23 protein-coding genes are annotated in these 19,523 nt (G+C 30.7%); all 23 read right to left on the minus strand.

Annotated features, from left to right (window positions below; genetic code table 11):
- Window positions 1-246: 246 nt before the first annotated feature.
- The 23 genes from WHC90_RS02030 to WHC90_RS02140 all read right to left on the minus strand — a co-directional run bounded on the left by WHC90_RS02030 (window position 247) and on the right by WHC90_RS02140 (window position 19,505).
- Window positions 247-879, minus strand: a complete 633-nt coding sequence (locus WHC90_RS02030; RefSeq protein WP_188598665.1) for a LysE family translocator — start codon at window positions 877-879, stop codon at window positions 247-249.
- A 117-nt stretch (window positions 880-996) separates the two neighbouring features.
- Window positions 997-2,310 (minus strand): APC family permease, encoded by a 1,314-nt coding sequence (locus WHC90_RS02035; protein ID WP_188598664.1) that lies wholly within the window; start codon window positions 2,308-2,310, stop codon window positions 997-999.
- Between the two features lie 162 nt (window positions 2,311-2,472).
- Window positions 2,473-3,258, minus strand: a complete 786-nt coding sequence (locus WHC90_RS02040) for an SGNH/GDSL hydrolase family protein (RefSeq protein WP_188598663.1) — start codon at window positions 3,256-3,258, stop codon at window positions 2,473-2,475.
- 142 nt (window positions 3,259-3,400) lie between these two features.
- Window positions 3,401-3,985, minus strand: a complete 585-nt coding sequence (locus tag WHC90_RS02045; protein ID WP_188598662.1) for a hypothetical protein — start codon at window positions 3,983-3,985, stop codon at window positions 3,401-3,403.
- Window positions 3,986-4,014: 29 nt separating this feature from the next.
- Complete coding sequence (locus WHC90_RS02050) at window positions 4,015-4,200, minus strand: hypothetical protein (protein ID WP_188598661.1); 186 nt, start codon at window positions 4,198-4,200, stop codon at window positions 4,015-4,017.
- A gap of 138 nt (window positions 4,201-4,338) precedes the next feature.
- The gene (locus WHC90_RS02055; RefSeq protein WP_188598660.1) at window positions 4,339-5,718 is read right to left on the minus strand and encodes a TlpA family protein disulfide reductase; all 1,380 of its coding nucleotides are present in this window, start codon (window positions 5,716-5,718) and stop codon (window positions 4,339-4,341) included.
- 141 nt (window positions 5,719-5,859) lie between these two features.
- The gene (locus WHC90_RS02060) at window positions 5,860-7,350 is read right to left on the minus strand and encodes a serine hydrolase domain-containing protein (protein WP_188598659.1); all 1,491 of its coding nucleotides are present in this window, start codon (window positions 7,348-7,350) and stop codon (window positions 5,860-5,862) included.
- 162 nt (window positions 7,351-7,512) lie between these two features.
- Complete coding sequence (locus WHC90_RS02065; protein WP_188598658.1) at window positions 7,513-7,920, minus strand: OsmC family protein; 408 nt, start codon at window positions 7,918-7,920, stop codon at window positions 7,513-7,515.
- A gap of 149 nt (window positions 7,921-8,069) precedes the next feature.
- Window positions 8,070-8,726 (minus strand): hypothetical protein, encoded by a 657-nt coding sequence (locus WHC90_RS02070; protein WP_188598657.1) that lies wholly within the window; start codon window positions 8,724-8,726, stop codon window positions 8,070-8,072.
- Between the two features lie 105 nt (window positions 8,727-8,831).
- Entirely contained in the window at window positions 8,832-9,575 is a 744-nt protein-coding gene (locus WHC90_RS02075) for an alpha/beta hydrolase family protein (protein WP_188598656.1), read from the minus strand.
- A gap of 156 nt (window positions 9,576-9,731) precedes the next feature.
- A complete protein-coding gene (locus tag WHC90_RS02080; protein ID WP_188598655.1) occupies window positions 9,732-10,946 on the minus strand; it encodes a hypothetical protein in 1,215 nt (404 codons plus the stop codon).
- 102 nt (window positions 10,947-11,048) lie between these two features.
- On the minus strand, window positions 11,049-11,888 hold the full coding sequence (locus WHC90_RS02085) for a LytR/AlgR family response regulator transcription factor (RefSeq protein ID WP_188598654.1): 840 nt from the start codon (window positions 11,886-11,888) through the stop codon (window positions 11,049-11,051).
- 219 nt (window positions 11,889-12,107) lie between these two features.
- Window positions 12,108-12,434 carry a DMT family transporter gene (locus tag WHC90_RS02090; protein WP_188598653.1) on the minus strand — a complete coding sequence of 109 codons (327 nt, stop codon included), beginning with the start codon at window positions 12,432-12,434 and terminating at the stop codon, window positions 12,108-12,110.
- A gap of 298 nt (window positions 12,435-12,732) precedes the next feature.
- A complete protein-coding gene (locus WHC90_RS02095) occupies window positions 12,733-13,152 on the minus strand; it encodes a DUF2147 domain-containing protein (protein ID WP_188598652.1) in 420 nt (139 codons plus the stop codon).
- A gap of 25 nt (window positions 13,153-13,177) precedes the next feature.
- Window positions 13,178-13,654, minus strand: coding sequence for a hypothetical protein (locus WHC90_RS02100; protein ID WP_188598651.1), 477 nt, complete (start codon window positions 13,652-13,654; stop codon window positions 13,178-13,180).
- 72 nt (window positions 13,655-13,726) lie between these two features.
- Window positions 13,727-14,302, minus strand: coding sequence for a Crp/Fnr family transcriptional regulator (locus tag WHC90_RS02105; RefSeq protein WP_188598650.1), 576 nt, complete (start codon window positions 14,300-14,302; stop codon window positions 13,727-13,729).
- Between the two features lie 146 nt (window positions 14,303-14,448).
- The gene (locus WHC90_RS02110; protein WP_188598649.1) at window positions 14,449-15,084 is read right to left on the minus strand and encodes a porin family protein; all 636 of its coding nucleotides are present in this window, start codon (window positions 15,082-15,084) and stop codon (window positions 14,449-14,451) included.
- Window positions 15,085-15,211: 127 nt separating this feature from the next.
- Window positions 15,212-15,787 carry a Crp/Fnr family transcriptional regulator gene (locus WHC90_RS02115; protein ID WP_188598648.1) on the minus strand — a complete coding sequence of 192 codons (576 nt, stop codon included), beginning with the start codon at window positions 15,785-15,787 and terminating at the stop codon, window positions 15,212-15,214.
- On the minus strand, window positions 15,788-16,450 hold the full coding sequence (gene ribB / locus WHC90_RS02120) for a 3,4-dihydroxy-2-butanone-4-phosphate synthase (RefSeq protein WP_188598647.1): 663 nt from the start codon (window positions 16,448-16,450) through the stop codon (window positions 15,788-15,790).
- A gap of 154 nt (window positions 16,451-16,604) precedes the next feature.
- On the minus strand, window positions 16,605-16,823 hold the full coding sequence (locus WHC90_RS02125; protein WP_188598646.1) for a hypothetical protein: 219 nt from the start codon (window positions 16,821-16,823) through the stop codon (window positions 16,605-16,607).
- 824 nt (window positions 16,824-17,647) lie between these two features.
- Entirely contained in the window at window positions 17,648-18,151 is a 504-nt protein-coding gene (locus tag WHC90_RS02130; RefSeq protein ID WP_188598645.1) for a DUF6174 domain-containing protein, read from the minus strand.
- A gap of 8 nt (window positions 18,152-18,159) precedes the next feature.
- A complete protein-coding gene (locus tag WHC90_RS02135) occupies window positions 18,160-18,627 on the minus strand; it encodes a hypothetical protein (protein WP_229664920.1) in 468 nt (155 codons plus the stop codon).
- A gap of 374 nt (window positions 18,628-19,001) precedes the next feature.
- Window positions 19,002-19,505: a hypothetical protein gene (locus tag WHC90_RS02140; RefSeq protein ID WP_188598643.1), complete on the minus strand. Its 504-nt coding sequence runs from the start codon at window positions 19,503-19,505 to the stop codon at window positions 19,002-19,004.
- Window positions 19,506-19,523 lie beyond the last annotated feature (18 nt).

Below are 19,523 nucleotides of genomic sequence, written 5' to 3' on the forward strand. Positions count from 1 at the left end.
AGGATAGTATTTCTAAATGCAAAACATTAAAATACCAGCCTCCAATTGATTTTTAAATCAATTGTGTTTTGTTTAAACTCTTTAAATAATTTGGGTGTACTTATCTGTGCATTTAAAATCAGAAGATTTCATGCGTTTAAAACTCTTTTCTAGAGCTTGTCTCTTTGAGTAAGACTCAGATACTATGTAAAAATTAATATAACAGACTACAAAAATAGAATATTTTTATAAATAAGAATCACCTACTTACTTTTTTATCAGTGCAAGTTTTATTCCTAGGGCAATAAAAACACCGCCGGTAATTTTATTTAACCACAGTTTTATTTTATAATTTTTTCTAATTCTATTAGATAGTTTTGAAGCAAATACGGCTAAAATTAAACACCAAATCGTTCCTGTAAGTAAAAATGTAATTCCGAGAATTAAAAAAGAAATCGAACTCTGTGTATAATTAGGATCTATAAATTGTGGTAGAAAAGCAAGAAAGAACAAGGCTACTTTCGGATTTAAAATATTCGTTAGAATTCCAGAAAAGTAAATCTTTTTATAATTGGTAGTATCGTTTGCAGTATTCAACTCAAACTTGTCAGCCTCTTTATTAAAAATTGCCTTTAGTCCTAAAAACACCAGATAGGCAGCTCCTAAATACTTAACAATTTCAAAAGCTATTGCAGATTTGGCAAGCACTATCGATAATCCTAAAGTTGCAAAAATGATATGAAAAACAGCCCCAGTTGAGATTCCTAATGCTGATAATATTCCCGCTTTTTTTCCTTGTGCTATACTTCTTCCAAGTATATACATGGTATCAGCACCAGGTGTCAAGTTTAAAATTAATCCAGCGATTAAAAAGGTTTCAAAATTTATGATTCCAAACATTCTTATTTAAAATTTATTTTTATTGATTTACAAAATGTTAATTTAAGACATTTAAACTTTTTTAGGTGTTAATTTAATAATATTAAGTTCCTCTTTTCTATAAGAATACTAGCAATATTATGCAGAAGTTATTTTGCCAGAAGAAAACTTCCAAGCTCCAAGAGCGAGTAATATATATATCACAATAATTGCCAGCATTTGTTGCCAATTATTTGTCAACTCGTAATAAAGAATTAAAAATCCGCCCATACTCAATCCAACTATTGAAAGGAGTGTTAAAAAGGTTGATGAATTGGTTTTTTTTCTAATTTTGAAATTAGCAATTGCCATAAGTAATGATACTAAAAGAAAAGTAACACTTCCAAACTCAAGAATTAATTCCAATCCTCCAATAGTGATCAAAAGACTAGAAATAAACGCCATAGCCACAATTGCATTTTGTGGGCTACTGTTTTTTCTAATTGCTAAAATTCGAGGAAAATAACCATCTTGAGCAATAACTGACATTTGACGAGAAGATCCAAAAACGGTACCGCTTATGGCACTACTTGAAGCTAAAATTGCTCCTAAAATAACCAAGTTTGTACCTAAGGAGCCTAAAATATTACCTGCCCCTGATGCAAGTGCAAATTCTTTATTTTTAATGATTTCTTCAGTTGGTATTGCAAACAAAGCCCCCATAGCTATAACCACATATATAATTACAGCTAAAGTAATTGCGCTATAAATTGCTCTAGGAATATTTTTTTCAGGGTTACTCATTTCATTAACAGCGTTAATCACCAATTGAAAACCTTCAAAAGCAACAAAGGTTAAGGATGAAACTATCAATATTGAAAACACACTTGATTGTTCTAAATCTAAAGTCATATTTTCTATAAACGTATTAAAATTAGTCGTTCCGTGAGTCATTAATACAATCGAAATAATCGTTAAAACAACAAGCTTTGTATACACCATTATATCTTCAATTTTTCCCATTCCATTTACACTCCAAATGTTTATCGTGGTGAAAATACCGATGACCCCAATGGCAATTCCTTTTCGAATCCAAATATTATCAGCAAAATCAGTACTGCTAATGGCATAAGAAGAAAAAGTATAGGCATACAGAGCCAAAGTACTTATATAACCAAAAATAATAAACCAACCGATTGCCGAAGCAGAAAAATTGGATTTTGGATAGGTTTTTTTAAAAAAAGAATAAGTTGCTCCTTCATCTTTGTAAAACAAACCTAATTTTACGTATGAATAGGCTGCCAAAGAAGCTATAATCCCCCCTATTATTATGGCAATTGGTGTAAGGTTACCAATTAATGAAACTGAGATTCCAAGAATCGTGAAAATCCCACCTCCTACCATGCCACCAAGGGCTATAGCTATGAGTTCTGCAAGTCCTAAATTCTTATTCCTTTTTCTATGCTGGCTCATTTTTTTTATTATATAAGATTTGTTCATGTTTCATTACATTAAATTTAATGAAACTACATGAAACTCATCCTTCTTCTTTTTAATTTTTTTAAAAAAAAGCTAGAAAAGGTCAATAGGATCGCTAGCGTTATTAGTCTTCCTATAAATAATAATTTAGCTGTATTAAATTTTAAATTCCATCAATATCTCTTTAGATTGAGCAATATAATTAGAAACATCTTTAGCCCAAACTTGGTAAGTAACTTTAGAAGGATGGACACCATCACTAAAAAAATCAGAAGGATCTATCTTAAGCTCTAGCCGTTTAATAAGATCCTCAGAGTTCATTTGACGTCCATAATAATACACCTGATCATAGTCTTTTACTATTTTCTCTAATTCTTTGCCCAATAGTATCACAAGGTTACCGATTGAAAATTTAATAAGTGAAGTAAAAGCTGGAAACTCTTTAATGGGTGGCATATTGATAAAGAGTATGGGTACTCCAACAAATTTTTCTTGGATGTGCTTAATTAGTTGCCTTATGTGTTTATTCCATTTTTTTGGAGAATTTAATTCAAAGGCATCATTTCCGCCAAGACCAATAACAATAAGGTTAACAGATGTATTCTTTATTTGATCAATCAGCCTTTCATTGACTCTTTTTGCAGTGTATCCACTTTTTGCATAAACCTTCCAGTCTATGTTTGTTTTAAATGTATTTGCGAGTTCAGTGGCTAAGGTTCCGGTAAAGCCCTCTTTGTGGGTAGCAACGCCAACACCCGCAATGGTACTCTCTCCTATGGCAAGCATTCTAATTGTTTTATTTGATCCAACTGATACAACACCTTCTGTCCCTGTTGCTTCGGGCAATCTTGGTACGCTTGCTTTAATTTTTTTACCTTGAAAATACATCAAAGGTAAAAGAGGAAATGTGATAAGGGCGCCTAAAATATATTTTGTGTTCATCTTTGCTTTAAATGCAGTAAAATTAGTTCTTAGGGAGGCTTTCTTTTGGTTTTAACGATATTTAGTTTGCTTTACTTATCTCCAATTCTTTCGCTTTTTTATAATATACATCAGCCTTCTTTTTGTTTGGTATACCCAACTCTTAGTCTATAGACTTACCTATTTTAGGTGTTAGTAAGATAGCAAAGCCTATGAGTGTAAGTACATACCCAAAAACCAATCGATAAGGCAATGGTATCAGATGCCATAAGATTAGATTTGCTACTAAAATTAGTAGAATTCCAAGCTTTCCTTTTTCAAAATAATTTAAACTTAAAATAAGTAAGCCAAGGTTAAATATTTTTGAGCTTGGGCCAATACTCATAAAAGGCTTCCAAATAGAAGGAACTTGACCAATATGCTTGGTAAATTCATTTCGCAGTTCATCTGTAGGAAAACTCCACCAAATAAAATCAATGACACACATACCAATAATACAGACAATCCCGATAAGTGTTAAAGGAGTGCCAATCAAACTAAAAAACTTACGAGGGAATGAGACTGTTTGTGGAATTAGAAGAACAACCCCTATTAATAAAAACCAATGCGCAAAATCAATAGGTTTTTGGCTGTAAACAAAATCATTTCCTTTAGCTAATAGCAGCTGACCAATTAAGAAGAAAAAGAGGCCGGATAAAAACAAAATTTTATGGGTCCTACTAGCTTTAATTGTTGATATTTTAGTCATGGTTATTGTTTAGTAACAGATTAAGTTCCTTAAGCAGTCTTAAAGTTTCCAAACATTAAAGAAGTAAGTAATAATCCGATTGCAAACCCCATAAGTGATCCTTTCATCATATCAGTAATTTCTGTAAATTGAGAAAGTAGTTGAGAACTAGCAATTACAAACAATCCTATAGAAAATAGAATTAATGTCTTTCTTTTTGAGTTATTTTTCATCATTCTATGTTTTTTTAATTAGTCTAACAAGTATAAAAAAAGTTACAGGTTCTATTAAAAAAATAAAAACCACCAAAAAAAGTAGTGAGGAATATAGTGTTCAATCAACACAATACCCCTCACCTTTTAATGTTATACAAATTAAATTCCTAACTCATTAAACAAGTCTAATAACTCAGGACTTGAAGGTCTAGGTGCATTTGAATTGACTATTTTACCAGATGGATCTATCATAATAAAACGCGGAATGCTATTTATTTGGTATTCTTTAATAAATTCACTGCTCCAGTCGCTTTCTGCGATTAATTGAGTTCCTCCTAATTTTTTATCTGTAACCATTTTTCTCCAAGCTGGGCGTACTTTTTCTATATCGATAGAAATACTTAAAAACTCAATGTTTTTTCCATGGTATTGTTTTTCTATTTTTTTAAGTGAAGGCACTTCTGCTAAACAGGGAGCACACCAAGTTGCCCAAACATCAATGTATACGTATTTTCCTTTAAAATCAGCTAAAGAAGTTGTCCCGCCTGCATGGTTTACATAATCTTTAAAAACAGGTGAAGGTTGACCTAAAGTAAGCTTTTTTAACCCTTGATACTTTTCGGTAATGATTTTATCATTTTCATCCGAAGTAGAAACAGAAAGGTAGTTTTTATAATACTTCTCAAAATCATCAGTATAACCGATATCGTATTTGGCTGCTGACAATAGTAAATCATTTTTTATATGATCATTCGGGATATCTCCAAACACTTTTAATTTGGCTAAATATTCATCAAGTCCTTCACTTTCTGAAAAATCGCTTGCCTTTCTTTTAAAATGCTCTATGACTAATTTATTATAAGAACCTCTAAGCTTATAAGCTTTTTCGTTTACATAATCTACACCTTCCAATTCTTTAAGAAAGTCTTTTGAAACTTTAAAATCAGGTTGTTTGGTGTAGTATCCATGTAAAAACTCATACTTGATTAAACTTAAAAGATGATAATTATACAATTCATCACGTTCAAATTGAGCAAATTCCTCAGGAATATTTGCAAAGCTGTCTAAATAAGAAAGGTAGCTTTTATTTAGCATTGCTTCTCTAGTAAGAAAATCAGATTCGTTTAATGAGTTGTATTCGGTATAATCACCTCTCACTCTATTAATACGTTCATATTTAGTCATTAAATAGTTAGAAGCATCTGGGTCAGTCCCAGTTAATTTTGCAGTATTTCTAAAATCATTTGCAACCCCAGTAAAGTGATACTCACCTCCATCAGTTAGATAAAAATCTGCTCTGTTTCTAGAGTCAGTTAGTATATAATGACCTGTGCCAGAAGTAATGGTATCTGTAAAAGAACCGTCTTCTGCCAAGATGATATCAACCCTACCAGATCCACCTTTGTTTTTAACCATTCTGTATTCTTTTTTTGTGGCATTTTCAATTTTTCCCGAAAATAAGATGTATTTTTTGGATGGGTTTTCTGTACAAGACGTCAAACAAAACGCCGAAAGTAAGATGATAAGAATTCTTTTCATAAATAAGCTAAGTGGTTAGTAGTTTAATTGTTTTTTTGGATCGAAAGACGGTAACAAATAGCGTTTAAGATTGATCCAAAACTATAATAATGAGCAATTTAATAAGTTTCTCTTAATCAACTTAATAATTTATGATATTTTTTATTTATTTTCTATTTGTTCAATCTTTTTAATCATTTCAATCACTCTATTGTTTTTCGGCTTTAATTCCAGTGATTTTTTATAGTTAGTTAGCGCTAGTTTGTATTGTTTATTAAGAAAATACCCCTCAGCCAAACTCTTATATGAATAAGCAGAATTAGGAAATTCAGACACCAATAGTAAAAACACTTCAATTGCTTGGTTCGTTTTATTTAATTCTAAAAATTCATAGCCCAAATCATCTAACATAGAAGCATCATCAAAATTGTATTGCTTACTGTGTTCTTTCTTTAATTGATAGTACTTTTCTAACCATGTATCTGGGTTATTGTTAATATAATCCCTAATTAAATAATATGCATTTTTAGTGGGGAAATTTAAAAGATCTGAAATAAGGAAAGAAGCTATAGTGTTTATTAAATCACCAGCTCTATCACCATTATAATTAAATGAAACAGTAAACCCACTGTCTAAGTTTGGCAATAAAATCAACCAATTAGTACTTCCTCCTGTTCCGCCATTATGCAGCATAAGGTCATCCCCATTTACCATCCAAAAATAGCCGTATTCTTCATCTTCATTTTCATCATAAAACAGCGGCCTTCTCATTTCTTTTACTACTTTATTGTCTTTATCTAAAAGAAACTCAATATACTTTAATAAATCAGGAACTGTTGATTTTAATCCACCACCGGCTCCTGTTAAGGGTGTTTGCAGCGGCGCTACCTTTAGATTATTATTGGTGTACCCATTTAAAACATATTTCTCATCCTCTTTTGCAACACGCATGGTAGTATGCTGCATTTGAGCCTTTTTTAGTATAAGTTCTTCCAAAAGTTCGCTATATGGTTTTTTATATACTCTTTCCAAAACCATAGCCAATAATTCTGGTGCTACAAAACCTGAGTAGTCATATACTTTTCCAGAAGTGGTTTTATGCTGGTAATGTTGTAAATCTTCTATAAAATCTTTTTTGCTATAGTCGGTAATAGCTTTTCGCTCCTGTTCTGTTATATCAATTGAAAACATTTTTGACAAAACCTTAGAAAAATCGGCTCTCTGGATCCCTGTAGTATGGGTCACGATGTCTTTAATAAGGATAGGGCGATTATCAAACTCTAAGTTGTAATAAGCACCATCTAAATATTTTCTAAGGTCGTCATCCAAACTTAATTTCCCATCCAATACAGCTTGAGCAGTAATATAGGCGGTAAAAGTTTTTGTTACTGATGCTATTTCAAAAATTGAATGGTCATTAGCGGTGTTGCCTACCCCTGTATCAATTTCTCCATAATACTTCGTAAAGGTATTTTTATCCTTATAAACCCCGATTGAGATTGAATTAATTTCTGGGTTTTCCAAAATCAACTTTGCAGCATTATCCATAGAGTATTCAATAGGATTCAAGCTAGTTATAGTGGCTAGAGTTGGCTTTGTTTGACAACTGATAAATAGAAGTGTGAAAATTGAAATTGAGAGAAGTTTTTTCATATTTTTTTTTCAAATCACCTACAATAACTGCAAGTAAGAATAGTCTTTTTTGTGTTTAGTGGTTTTCTTTAGAAGAACCAACAAAATTATAGATAAGTCATGGATAAAGCATGGATAGAGCATTAAACTAGGTATTATTTTATAGACATTAGTTCTAATAAATCAGTATTCGTGTATTTGTTTCACCTCACCCACAATAGAACAAGAAGCCTTGACTGTATTGAAGATGGTCCCAAATTTCTCGATATTTTTTTTAAGCAAACTAAGATTTAAACTACCATCACGACTGTAAATAATTAATTCATAGTTAATTTGGTCCATTCTCGGAGGCTTTTCCAAACGCGTTGCATGAACTTTGATTTCTGCATGTGAATATTCAAATTTCATAAAAATTGAAAAACGTTCCACATTCTTTAAAATACAGGCTGATAATGATCCTAAAAACAATTCTGCAGGGTTTGCTAAATTGTCAGAAGATTCGGGAGTAGTACCAAAAACAATTTCAGTTTCTTTAATTTTAATTACTGCATTGTTTTTTGATGAAGAATTTGCTAAACTGTGATAATCCATAAAGTACTCTTTTATAGTAAAAAAACCTTAACAAACTCATGTATAGGTCTTTATTGTTAATACTCCTTCCATGTTCTCGATAATTTCAGTGTCACTAAATAGCCTTTCTAATGGTTTATCCTAGCAACTCTTTAGCTTCATTTAACCAATTAAACCGAAGAAGAATTTGCATCAGTAGTTGCACCTTTCTTATTCAAAAATGTTTTCATAAAATAACCAAAGCCCAGTCCTCCAAGTGTCCAAAACACCAAACCAACTAGTATGGTTTTTAAAGTGATTTCTTGTCCGTCAAAAAAAGGAAACACAAAGGTCATTAGTAAAAACATAAACGCACCCCATATTAAACCGGTCTTTAGCCAGCTCTTCTTATCAAAAGGATTTGGAATATGCTCAATGTTTATGTTTTCATATCTTTTGGCTTGTTTGTCCAGCCAATTTGCTTTCATTTTTTTTATAAACAAGCCCCAAATCGGAAATGTCACCACTAGAATAATAAAACTAAGCCCATTCCTCAAACAAGGGATGATGCCACCACAATTAGAACAATACAGTCCAAACCAATTTTTAAAACCTGTTCCGTTTTCTGTTGACCAGGTTCTAGCATCATGTAGTGTATTACAATGAGGACAAGGAACAAAAGATCTTTCTATCCGTGGCTTTTCAATGCGCTTGTCTTCCAAACTAATCTTAGGGACACGTTGCCCAAAAATTAATTCATTAATGGCTAAACCTGGATTCAAAATCCAATGAAGCATCATCCAATTTTTCCAAGTATAAATTTTATATTGATCTTTATTAAATTCCATTCGTTATTTTTTACTACAATCGTTTTTAAAAAAGGTTCGTTTCGTCTTTAATTAAAAAGATAGGGACAGGTTCTAAATTTAATAAAATAACCTCATTCTAAGCAATTATTTTAAAGACATCTGAAACCACTTTACAATCTCGTTCTCCAGATAGGTGTTCTCTTTTAAAATATAAGAACCGTGTTTATTTCCAGAAGCAATTTTAACTTTTTTCAGGCCTGTTGAAAGACTGTGCAACTCATTTGCCCATATTACTCGTTTTCCATTCTGCTCATGCTCAGAAGCGATGTAAAAAATGTTTTTAGGAGTAATGGTCTTAGTCAGACCGCTTAAATTTTGAACTGCCTCTGTTTTAGCAGATAATGAAACTGCAGATTTTACAGGGTATTTGTCTGAAGACACGGCCATACATGCTAAATTTGCTCCAATAGAAGCTCCAAGAATTCCAATTCTATTTACATCAATATGTTGGTCCTTTTTTAAGAATTCTATGGCTGCTAATAAATCTAAGGGAGCTCTGTTAGGGTTGTTATAGAGGTCTGTAAACTTAACATCTTTCCCAGACTTTCCATGTAGCCGAATATCATAAGCCAATACAGCAAATCCGTTGTTTAAAAGTTTATTTGTTATGGGTAAGGCTAACCACTCTTCTTTTGAGGAACCTCCTTGGTGAATGAGAATAACAACAGGTAGATTTGATTGCTTAAAATGAGAAGGATATTGGATTGCTCCACTAATTTTTATCCCGTCTGATGTTAAAAATTGGATTTCCTTAAAAGCTTGTTCATTTTGTGCTATTATATTATTACCAAAGAAGCTTAGAATTATTAAAAAGGCGATTCGTTTCATAAGTATTTTATATCTATTCTTTTAATCTTAATTTTCTGTATAAACTAATGTCTGATAAAGCGTTAAAGTTAACTAAATAATCACAACTAGAAGGTCTAAGATTACATTGGTGGATAGGTCTCGATTAAGAGTTGATTTATAATGTGTTAGCCACATCTATTTTTTGTCAGGTTCAATCCAGTCTGCATTTCTAACAAAAAACACATATTGTGCATAATCCGTTGTAGAGGTTCCTTCGAGTAATTCATAAGCATCCCAAATAGTTATCAACTTCTTAACCTTAGCTCCTCTTGTTGAATTTAAATAAGGTGATCCTTCAGCATCTAGCTTTAGTAAGCTTATACTATTTGGTTTTGTTACCTTTTTGTAATCTGCTATTCCTTTAATATACATAAACAATCTACTGTCTTGAGAGTACTTAAATCTTGTAAACTCTTTGCCTTTATCTTGCATAAACTTTGGCAATGCTTTACTATCAACAGTTAATCTAGAATCTACATACAAGGTGTTTAAACTAACCATAGTATTAGTATACGGTAATGTTGAATCTTTTTTGATTCTTCCTGCAAATGTGTAGCTGTAGGCTTGTAGTGTGTGAGAAAACCCAAATCCTCCATAAATATTTTTGCCTTTCCATTGATTTTGAGTATATAATCTTTTAAAATTTTGATACATAAAAGTATCTCTATTTCTGGTTTGATTATAAGTAGTTAGATTGTATTCTATGTTTCTCAACAGATCCATAGTAGCGATATCAAAATTTGATTTCTCATTTTCGAGTATGCTGTTTAGTCTTTGTTTTGACCAAGAAATCAAAGAATCGTTATCTAAAAGGATTTCTTTATGATAGTTGTTTGGAAGTTTAGCTTTTAACAATTTTCGAACCAAATCAAAGTCTGCTAATCTATCAATACCAACAAGTTTAAATTTTGAGTTTTCAGGAAGTTGAGAATAATATGCTCTTAATTTTACCCATTTATTTCTGTATTGTTTGGAGATACTCCCAATATATACTGGCCAGTTTTTTAATATATTTTTAAGTTCAACTTTATTAGATCCCTTTAAATATTCTTGAAGGTAATAGGCTTGAGCAATATCCATTTCAGTCAAATATGTGTCAATCTTAATTTTTTCATTGAGTTGCGTAAACATTGCAAAATCAATTCTTGGTGATGTTTCAACCTCATGTACTTCTCCTACTAAAAAGAGTTTGTTGTTGTAAAAATCTTTATCTAATGAAGTAAACTCAAGTGAATCTGTCATTTGAACAACTTCTGTGTGTGCTTTTAAATAATTTACATACCTACTAGAAGAGCAGCTTGCTAATAATAAAAAAGATGTTGCGAGAATAAAAAGTGTACGATTTTTCATGTGTTTAGTTTTAAGTTCACAACAAAGAGAACACATAAATACAAGAGAAAAAAAAGAGTGTGACTGACTTGACTTTTTTGGGATAAAACTGAAGTTCTTGGGCTAGTTTTGAAGTTCTTGGGATGAATTTGAAAGTCTTTTTGTTAAGGCTTTATAGTAAACTTGAGAAATTGGAATCGTTTCATCAGTTAGCGAGATTCTTATAAAACGCTTTCGAGCATTTCCTTCAACCGTTTGTAAATAATCTAAATTGACCAAGTAAGATCGATGCACTTGCCATGCTTTTGGCAACTGTTTCATAATATTAGAAAGTGTGCTCCGAAATGTTTCTTGTTGCATCCCAGTTTCTGTATTAAAATAAACATCTACATAATTTTGCTGAGCTCTTGCAAAAATAAAATCAGATTCAAAAATTGTTAAACTTTCAGATTTGTTGTTCCCAACTATAGTTATAGACTTCATTTTTTTGGGCTGTTCTTTTGTTGAAATTGGTACCTCAATCAAGCCATATTTAGAACGCAAGTAAAGCCATAGAGGAACGATAAGTGGGATAAATGGGAGTCCAAAAGATTTTATAAAACCCCAAATTAATTTAGATGTAAATGTAGGTAGTCCACTAACTACATAAAAATGGTAGAAAAAAGAAAACAGCAGCATTAAAAAGAGTGTTGCTAAAACATACAAACACTCATTTATAATAAACCACCGATTTGTTTGTAGCTTATAAACGTAGTTTTCAATTGGATGAACAAGCAGAATCGGAATTAGGATACAAAATCCGTAGCCTGATAAAATTAAATATTTATATGAAAAACTATTACTATTATCAAAAGGTTCCAGGGTCATTAATAAGGTTGGGAGCAATACACCCAGTAATAATCCTATCCAAAGCGTATGTTTCCAATTTTTGGTATAAGCGATTGTTTTATTTAGAGAAATCATTGTTTATTATTAACTATCTAGGCATACAGTAATTTCACTTCATCAACTTGTTAGGTATGCTTAACCCGAAGATATCGTTTGGTTACATTTTCTATGTCATAAATGTAATGAAATATTACAAACTTGAAATCAACTTAGCTCACCTACTCTTTTTAATCTAAAAACTCCATTAGCGATCACAATAAATGTAATTGTGGAGGATTTCATTATTGAATATCATTAATGAGAAACCACTTTTAGTCCGACAATAGAAATAATTAGTGTTGTGATAAAAAATAGTCGCCAAAATGTTGCGGGTTCTTTAAAAATAAAAATCCCAACCAAAACAGTTCCAACGGCCCCAATGCCTGTCCAAACTGCATAGGCTGTACCAATGGGCAAATGCTGTGTTACTTTTAAAAGCAAACCCATACTGATTCCTAGACAAACTAGAAAACCTATATACCAATAAGTTGACTCAGTTCCTGTTGCTTCTTTTGCTTTTCCTAGACAAGCTGCAAAGGCAACCTCAAAGAGTCCTGCAATGATTAATAGTACCCAATTCATCCGTTTATATTTTATGTTAAAAGTAAGTGCTTTAATTAGAAAATGCATTTAAAATCTCCATGGCTTTTGTTGTATCTTTTTTATCTACAAAAATATGATCGTGATAATAGGCTGCAACCACATTACAACAAATTTAGTTTATTCTGTTGGAAACATAGTTACAAATATTGACACCACCATGGCTTTTTTGCTTTAGAAGTCAATTGATAAATTGCGTTAGTATTAATAATGCACCTAATCATTGTTGAAACATAAATTCAAATAATGCATGGAAATTTAAGAAATAATTTTATGTAATTTATTCCTTTCTACTCCAATATTGAGTCCTTCCAAATAGTGAAATTCCAAGATAGCCCCTAACCTTTAATTTGTTTTTATTTATCAACTCTAGATAGCACTTGTAGGTTTTTCCGTTTTCTGGATCTAGAATAGTTCCACCATTAAATTCATCTCCATCTTTTTTGAGGTTTTCAATGATCACTAAACCAATGATTGGTGTGTCTTTTTTTGTGCCAGTACATGTCTCGCAAATGGCATCTTTTTCTCCCACAAAACTTTTAACTATTTTGGCATAATAAACATTCTTTGTCTTATAAATTTCAATGATTGCTTTTTTATCTTTGGTTTTATCATCAAAAGTTTCCCATTGTCCAATAATAGTTTGCCCATTAACTGTGATACATATAGCCATTGTAAAAAGTATGCTTAAATATTTCATATTTGTTTTATTTTAAAGTTGATTGTCACCTATTATTGAATCCTTTTTTTGTTAACGTATTTAGGGTTCTGATTAAAAAAAATAGAGCTAAAAATTCTAAAAATACTCTAAACCAATGAAGATATTCCCAGGTTTCTAATGCTAATTTTAATTGAACTGGGTTTAAATTAGCGGTAAAAAATTGTTGATTAGTATCTTTAAAATACAAGTAAAAGACAGCGATACACAAAAGAATAAAAACCGAAGATACTAATGAATCCCTCAGTGCTTTCGATTTTACATACATACAATATAGACTCGTGGCTATTGAAATACATGCTGCTATAATCGTTAACACCGTATAAAATCGTCCAATAAGCAATCCAAATTGAGAATAATAATCATAAAACTCCTCAGGAGATAAGGATTTCCAGTATGGAACAAATAATAGCCCTTCCGTAATTTGACTTCCAATAAATATTGAGTAAACGGTAATTAATAAATATCCTAAAAATCGATTCATCTAATTTTACTTTTAACTTAGAGCAAAACTAAATGAAGCTTTTTGTTTATACATTTACATATGTCGAGGAAACTAAGATTCTTTAAATTTTCTTCGAATTCTGCTCAATTGAGTTGGAGTAATGCCCAAGTATGAGGCAATCTGATATTGAGGAATTGTTAGCTCTAAAGAAGGGAATTTTTCTTTCATAAGTAAATATCTCTTATCAGCATCAAGTAGCGCCATTTCGATTTCTTTTTCTTCTTTCTCTAAAAAATAAAATTCAGCAATCTTTCTACCCAATCTTTCTAAATCATGAAACCTTTCATAGAGTTTTTCTATTTCTCTAAAATCAGCAGTGAGTATTTCACAATCACCTAAGGCTTGTTGTCCTATTTTGTTTGGTTGTTTTGTGAGAAGTGATGTATAAGCTCCAATGATAGAATAGCCTACAAAAAACTGTTTGGTGTATTCTTTTCCTTCTTCATTTATAAAAAAAGCTCTAACAACCCCTTTTCTTAAGAATCCTATTTGTTGTGCATATTCACCTTCTCTAACAAAATAATCACCTTTAGTAAGTTGCAAGGGTTTAAAACATTTTTGCAACTCATTAAATGTATCTAGTTTAATTGGGCTAATTTTATTTATAAAAGCGAATAATTCTTCCATTTCTCTTGATAATATAAACAAAGTAAACGAATGTAAATCAATAAATTAACTACATAAATACAGTTAGTATTTGTCTATGTTTAGATGATTTCTTTAAAGACTAAACTTAGTAAAATAAAAATCAACACTCACTGTAATAGCAATTGTTAAAATAGAAAGTCAATACCCAACTGAAAAGCTTCATTTATTCCTTTTTTGCTAGTTTGAAAAGGGGGATTAAAGGTGTTCGTTAACCCTCGAGTATATCTAAGATTTATTGATAGGTTTCTGCTTAGTTTATAGGAAACACCGATTAAAGCGCTTAATTCAATACTGCTTCCGTATGGATCCATCTCTTTTTGGCTTCTCAAAAAATTTCCATTTGAGTCAATAATATCAGGGAGATTAGGCCTGTACCCTTTCTCATTTATCAAAAAATTAAATGATGGTCCAATCTCAACTGATAAGTGCTTTGACATATAAAATTTGGCTAATACTGGAACTAAAATATAATCTAAATCTATCTCTGTCTTAGTGCCATTTCCTCCATAGGTAATTGGATATACTTCAGCACCATATATAGCGAATAACACTTCTCCTTGAATAGAGAATTTTTCTTTAAGATAAAACTCTGCCAAACCTCCAAGATAAATTCCTTTCTTACCTATTGACTTATAATATGAATCTGAAGAAATATTTGAAATACTAACTCCTCCCTTAAGCCCATAAGTTATCTTTTTCTGTGCATTGGAGGTTATCGAAATCGTTGAGACTAAGAAGATGAATAAAAGTAGCTTTTTCATAGTTTTTTATTTTTAAAATCTAAAAGACAACATATTTTTAGGTTAAATTAAATAAAAAGAATCAACAGAAGCAAAAATTACCATCATATATTTATGTTTCATCTTTTTAATGTAGTGTGAGTTTTTATCAAAGTTTTGATTTAATCCTGCTTAAAGTTTCTTGTGAAATATTGATATAAGAGGCCACTATTTTGTTGGGTAAGCGCTTAACGATATTAGGGTTAATTTTAAATAATTGTTTGTATCGTTCTGTGGCATCTAAGGCGGTAAATGACACCAGTCTTTTAGAGTTATTTACGTAGGCCTTTTCTAAATAGATGCTATAAAAATCTTTCCATTTAGGAACAATCGTCATTAGGTGTCTAAAATCATCGTGAGTGATATATAAAAGCTCACTGTTTTCAATAACCTGAATCGTTTCTTGTGCAGGTTCATTGGTAATAAAGCTTACAAGCTCTGTGGCAAATTGGTTTTCAAAGGCTATATAACGGGTTACATCTTTACCCTCTTCATCAATATAAAAGAGCCGCAAGCAGCCTTTTCTGACAAAATAACTTACCTGGCTATTTTTACCATTTGATAGTAAAATTTCATTTTTCTTTTTTTTAATCGTTTTAAAATATGACAACACGGTTTTTAAATCTTCGTCATCAATAGTAATATTCTTTTTTATAAAATTTGTGAGTTCAATATAGTTTACCATTTATTTATAATCTCTTACAAATTTACGATAATGAATAATGTCTAGGATTGATAACACCATCAAATTATGCTCATTTGCAAAACTGACTAGACTAGCTGTTTTTGCCATGGTCCCATCGTCATTCATCACTTCACACAGAACCGCTTCTGGTTTTAAACCGGCTAATTTCATTAAATCTACACTGCCTTCTGTATGTCCTTTTCGCTGCAATACACCATTGTCTTTTGCTCTTAACGGAAAGATATGCCCAGGTTTAGACAGCTCATCGCTTTTGGCATTTTCACTACAAGCAACTTTGATGGTTGTTAATCTGTCTTTTGCAGAGACTCCAGTGGTTACCCCATGCTTTGCTTCAATAGAAACGGTAAACGGGGTCTGAAAACTACTAGTGTTTTCCTTTACCATATAAGGTAGTTTAAGATGATCTGCTTTTTTATTGGTCAAACATAGACATACAATACCACTACACTTTCTAATCATAAGTGCCATCTGAACAAGTGTCATATGGTGAGCCGAGTATATCAAATCGCCTTCATTTTCTCTGTCTTTATCGTCTAGTAAAACAACTCCTTCTCCTTTTTGAAGATGTACCAATGCTTTTTCTAATCGCTCTTTACTGTGGCTTTCTTCGGTTTGAAATCTGTCTAATTCTGTAAGTACCATTTTATATTATTATTAATATTTTGATGGCAAAACTACTGTAGTCTCAACTCAAACTAATTGACCTAAGTCAATAAATCAATTATAATAAAAAATACAGGGAGAATCTTTTCTAAAATAACCTTAGTTTTTAACTTTTTAAAGGAAGATTACCCTCTTATATTTCTTTAGGAGTAAACTCGAGAGCACTTTTGGACATCCCTTTAAAACCACAAGGAAAATCTTGAAAATTATCTTCAAATATTTGCTTTTCTTTATTCCAAATAGGGACGTTAACTTTTTCTGTGCAAATATCTTCTTTAGTGCAGCCACTAAGAGCTAAAAATATAATTAAAACCCCGATGATATGATGTAGCTTGGATTTTCTTAGATTCATCTATTCGTTTTTGCAAATAAAGTTTTTTTTATTCAAATAAGACTAAAAGAAACTTAAACACTTTAATCTTATTTCATTAAAAAACTATTCAATTAAAGAATTATACAAAACGTTGATTCTATTTTTTTTATGATATCGTAATTCCTATAACCTTATCAACAAACCATTTACCTTTATCATTTTTTTTAATAAAAACTCGATATCCAATACCGTTTAAAATACCATAACTTAACCCAGCATTTAAAACTCCATAGCATCTATTAATATGAAATAAAATTCGACTAAATTAAGCTGATCATCCAACATAAAATTTATATTCAGTTCTCCAAAAGTCACGTCCTTTAGGAAACTCTGATCTATATTTAAATTTATCGTTGTTAGCTGTTAATTTAGTTAAAGCAATTTTGTAGTTGTTATTCAAAGCAATTTTACTGGTGTCTATAACTAGATTCTGGTTTTTAAAATGTTTAACTAAGCTCAAGTTATGGTCTTTATTTAAATGAGTTATGGAATCAGTGATTACAATAAAAATTGGAGATCTATCTCGAGTTATAGAATTGTTTTCCTTTTTCCAGTTTTTTAATTCACTTTCAGTTAAGGCTTTTTTCTCTTTACAATTAAATAAAATTAAAGTTGAAATTAATAAAAGAAATGTTTATCTCATATAAGCTGTAAAAATTATTATAGTAAAACAGAAAAGCCTATTCAATGTCTAATAAACATAGTATCTGTGGTACATTTTTCATGCTAAAAAGATAATAGCTATGAAAACATTAACCCACTATTGTAAATAGCAATTCATTCAAAAATTAAACTTCATTTTATTATTGAACATCAAAATCACTAAGTTCAATTAGTACATTTAAACCCCCATTGACGTTTCCAAAATAATCCCCTGTATACTTTATCTTTGTAGGATAATGATACGTTTCATCATAAGTTATCTCAAAAAAAACACCTTTCATATATCCATCATTAATATGTAATATATTTTCATAATATCCGGTAACCCATTCTATATGTTGAAAAACTTTATTGACCGTACCATAATAAAAAACCTCACCTAAGTCAGAAATGCTGGTGTTATTTGATTGAACAAATATTGAATCTAATTGGTTGTTTTTAACTACACTTGTTAATTTGGGTTGAGATCCAATAGATGTTGAGCTATATTTTTGGGAAAAAGTGTAATTGTTAATTTTATTTTGCTCCCATAATTGCCTATTTTTCTCAAAAGTTTTTTGATCAAAATTAAATCCAGAAATTTCATCAGATTTACTACATGAAAACAGTATTAATGCGATTAAAAAAGCTAAGATTTTTCTCATAATAATTTTTAGTTTTTAGTAAGAGTACTTTTTAAGGATTGATTTAATTTATCAATGTATTCTTTTCTTTCAATTAGTTGACTAATATTGGCCTCAAAAGTTCTGGTTTTATTCAAATTTGGGAATGATAATTTATTCTTAGCAATTGTATTTGAAATTAAAATATTAAAGTAATTATAAACTAGTATAAATTTTTGCAGAAGATCTGTTTTAACAATTTTAAACCCAATCTTTTTTGCTGTTCTATCATTTATAATATAGCTAGTTCCACGAACTTTTAATTGCTGATCATTTTTATGTGCTTCAATAAATGACAAAAGCCCCTCGAGATACTGCTGAATAATAAAATCTGTCCTTTGTTTCCCATTCATTTTTCTATCAATTACAAAACAATAATCAAACAGGGTTCCACCGTGAATTTTAACGAGACCTTTTTTTGGTGTTTCAGACAGAAATAAAGGTGAATAATAAATCATTCTTCCACTTTTTTTTAATGAAGGCATATCAAAAAATGGGGCAATTATAGACAAGGTTATTGCAAATATCAGAAACCCAATCAAGTATATCCCAGAAAAGATTGATATGATAATTGACAAAAGAATCATTGTAAGAGCGCTTAACGCTAATACAATTAAGAAGTTATTTTGCTCTTTTTTATTCTTATTATAAAATCTGTGATTCAATTTTCCTAAAAAGTGTTTACGTTTGGTTACTAAAGTTCTTGTTCAGGGATCTACTAGGTGTTCTTATTGATTAATCTAATAAAAGGGATAATAATACACCCTAACTTTTTTGCTTTGAATGAAAACCGAAGAAAAATTGATTAAAAGTATTTTCCTATATTGATTTTCTAATTTATAAAACCCTTAAATGTTTTCAATTCTCTAAAAACAGTAACTCCCAAGAGATTCCACTTTAAAATGCCAGTAGCAACAAACGCTGCATTTTCATCAGGGTTATGCGTCTCAGTAGCTATAGATTTAAATTCCCATTCATAACCACTTACAAATCCAGTTAATTCACTCTGGCTAGATATAGGTACATCCATATTTTGATCTATCGAATAGTTCAATGACATATGAATATCAAAAGTCAAATTTTCCTCAAGAAGGAGTTCTTCTACTTTTGAATAATTCACATTGTTATAAGCATCCGTTATCAATATTTTATTTGTAGTACTCTTTAAACTAGTAGCACTAATCACCTGTATGATTCCAACCACCAGAATAAAAACTGAAACAACTTTAAATTGAGGTTTAAAAATAGCCTTGCCTTTTCTTAAAAACCCAACAAGTAAATAAATAAAGTAGAGTAGAATTAAAAGGTTTATTAGTGACCAAACTAAATGTATCATATCGGTTCTTTAATTATT

The sequence above is a fragment of the Polaribacter pacificus genome (assembly GCF_038024035.1).
Lineage (GTDB): Bacteria > Bacteroidota > Bacteroidia > Flavobacteriales > Flavobacteriaceae > Polaribacter > Polaribacter pacificus.

Coding starts and splice junctions, on each gene's coding strand:
- WHC90_RS02030 (WP_188598665.1), bottom strand. CDS start 879: ATGTTTGGAATCATAAATTTTGAAACCTTTTTAATCGCTGGATTAATT.
- WHC90_RS02035 (WP_188598664.1), bottom strand. CDS start 2,310: ATGAGCCAGCATAGAAAAAGGAATAAGAATTTAGGACTTGCAGAACTC.
- WHC90_RS02040 (WP_188598663.1), bottom strand. CDS start 3,258: ATGAACACAAAATATATTTTAGGCGCCCTTATCACATTTCCTCTTTTA.
- WHC90_RS02045 (WP_188598662.1), bottom strand. CDS start 3,985: ATGACTAAAATATCAACAATTAAAGCTAGTAGGACCCATAAAATTTTG.
- WHC90_RS02050 (WP_188598661.1), bottom strand. CDS start 4,200: ATGATGAAAAATAACTCAAAAAGAAAGACATTAATTCTATTTTCTATA.
- WHC90_RS02055 (WP_188598660.1), bottom strand. CDS start 5,718: ATGAAAAGAATTCTTATCATCTTACTTTCGGCGTTTTGTTTGACGTCT.
- WHC90_RS02060 (WP_188598659.1), bottom strand. CDS start 7,350: ATGAAAAAACTTCTCTCAATTTCAATTTTCACACTTCTATTTATCAGT.
- WHC90_RS02065 (WP_188598658.1), bottom strand. CDS start 7,920: ATGGATTATCACAGTTTAGCAAATTCTTCATCAAAAAACAATGCAGTA.
- WHC90_RS02070 (WP_188598657.1), bottom strand. CDS start 8,726: ATGGAATTTAATAAAGATCAATATAAAATTTATACTTGGAAAAATTGG.
- WHC90_RS02075 (WP_188598656.1), bottom strand. CDS start 9,575: ATGAAACGAATCGCCTTTTTAATAATTCTAAGCTTCTTTGGTAATAAT.
- WHC90_RS02080 (WP_188598655.1), bottom strand. CDS start 10,946: ATGAAAAATCGTACACTTTTTATTCTCGCAACATCTTTTTTATTATTA.
- WHC90_RS02085 (WP_188598654.1), bottom strand. CDS start 11,888: ATGATTTCTCTAAATAAAACAATCGCTTATACCAAAAATTGGAAACAT.
- WHC90_RS02090 (WP_188598653.1), bottom strand. CDS start 12,434: ATGAATTGGGTACTATTAATCATTGCAGGACTCTTTGAGGTTGCCTTT.
- WHC90_RS02095 (WP_188598652.1), bottom strand. CDS start 13,152: ATGAAATATTTAAGCATACTTTTTACAATGGCTATATGTATCACAGTT.
- WHC90_RS02100 (WP_188598651.1), bottom strand. CDS start 13,654: ATGAATCGATTTTTAGGATATTTATTAATTACCGTTTACTCAATATTT.
- WHC90_RS02105 (WP_188598650.1), bottom strand. CDS start 14,302: ATGGAAGAATTATTCGCTTTTATAAATAAAATTAGCCCAATTAAACTA.
- WHC90_RS02110 (WP_188598649.1), bottom strand. CDS start 15,084: ATGAAAAAGCTACTTTTATTCATCTTCTTAGTCTCAACGATTTCGATA.
- WHC90_RS02115 (WP_188598648.1), bottom strand. CDS start 15,787: ATGGTAAACTATATTGAACTCACAAATTTTATAAAAAAGAATATTACT.
- ribB (WP_188598647.1), bottom strand. CDS start 16,450: ATGGTACTTACAGAATTAGACAGATTTCAAACCGAAGAAAGCCACAGT.
- WHC90_RS02125 (WP_188598646.1), bottom strand. CDS start 16,823: ATGAATCTAAGAAAATCCAAGCTACATCATATCATCGGGGTTTTAATT.
- WHC90_RS02130 (WP_188598645.1), bottom strand. CDS start 18,151: ATGAGAAAAATCTTAGCTTTTTTAATCGCATTAATACTGTTTTCATGT.
- WHC90_RS02135 (WP_229664920.1), bottom strand. CDS start 18,627: ATGATTTATTATTCACCTTTATTTCTGTCTGAAACACCAAAAAAAGGT.
- WHC90_RS02140 (WP_188598643.1), bottom strand. CDS start 19,505: ATGATACATTTAGTTTGGTCACTAATAAACCTTTTAATTCTACTCTAC.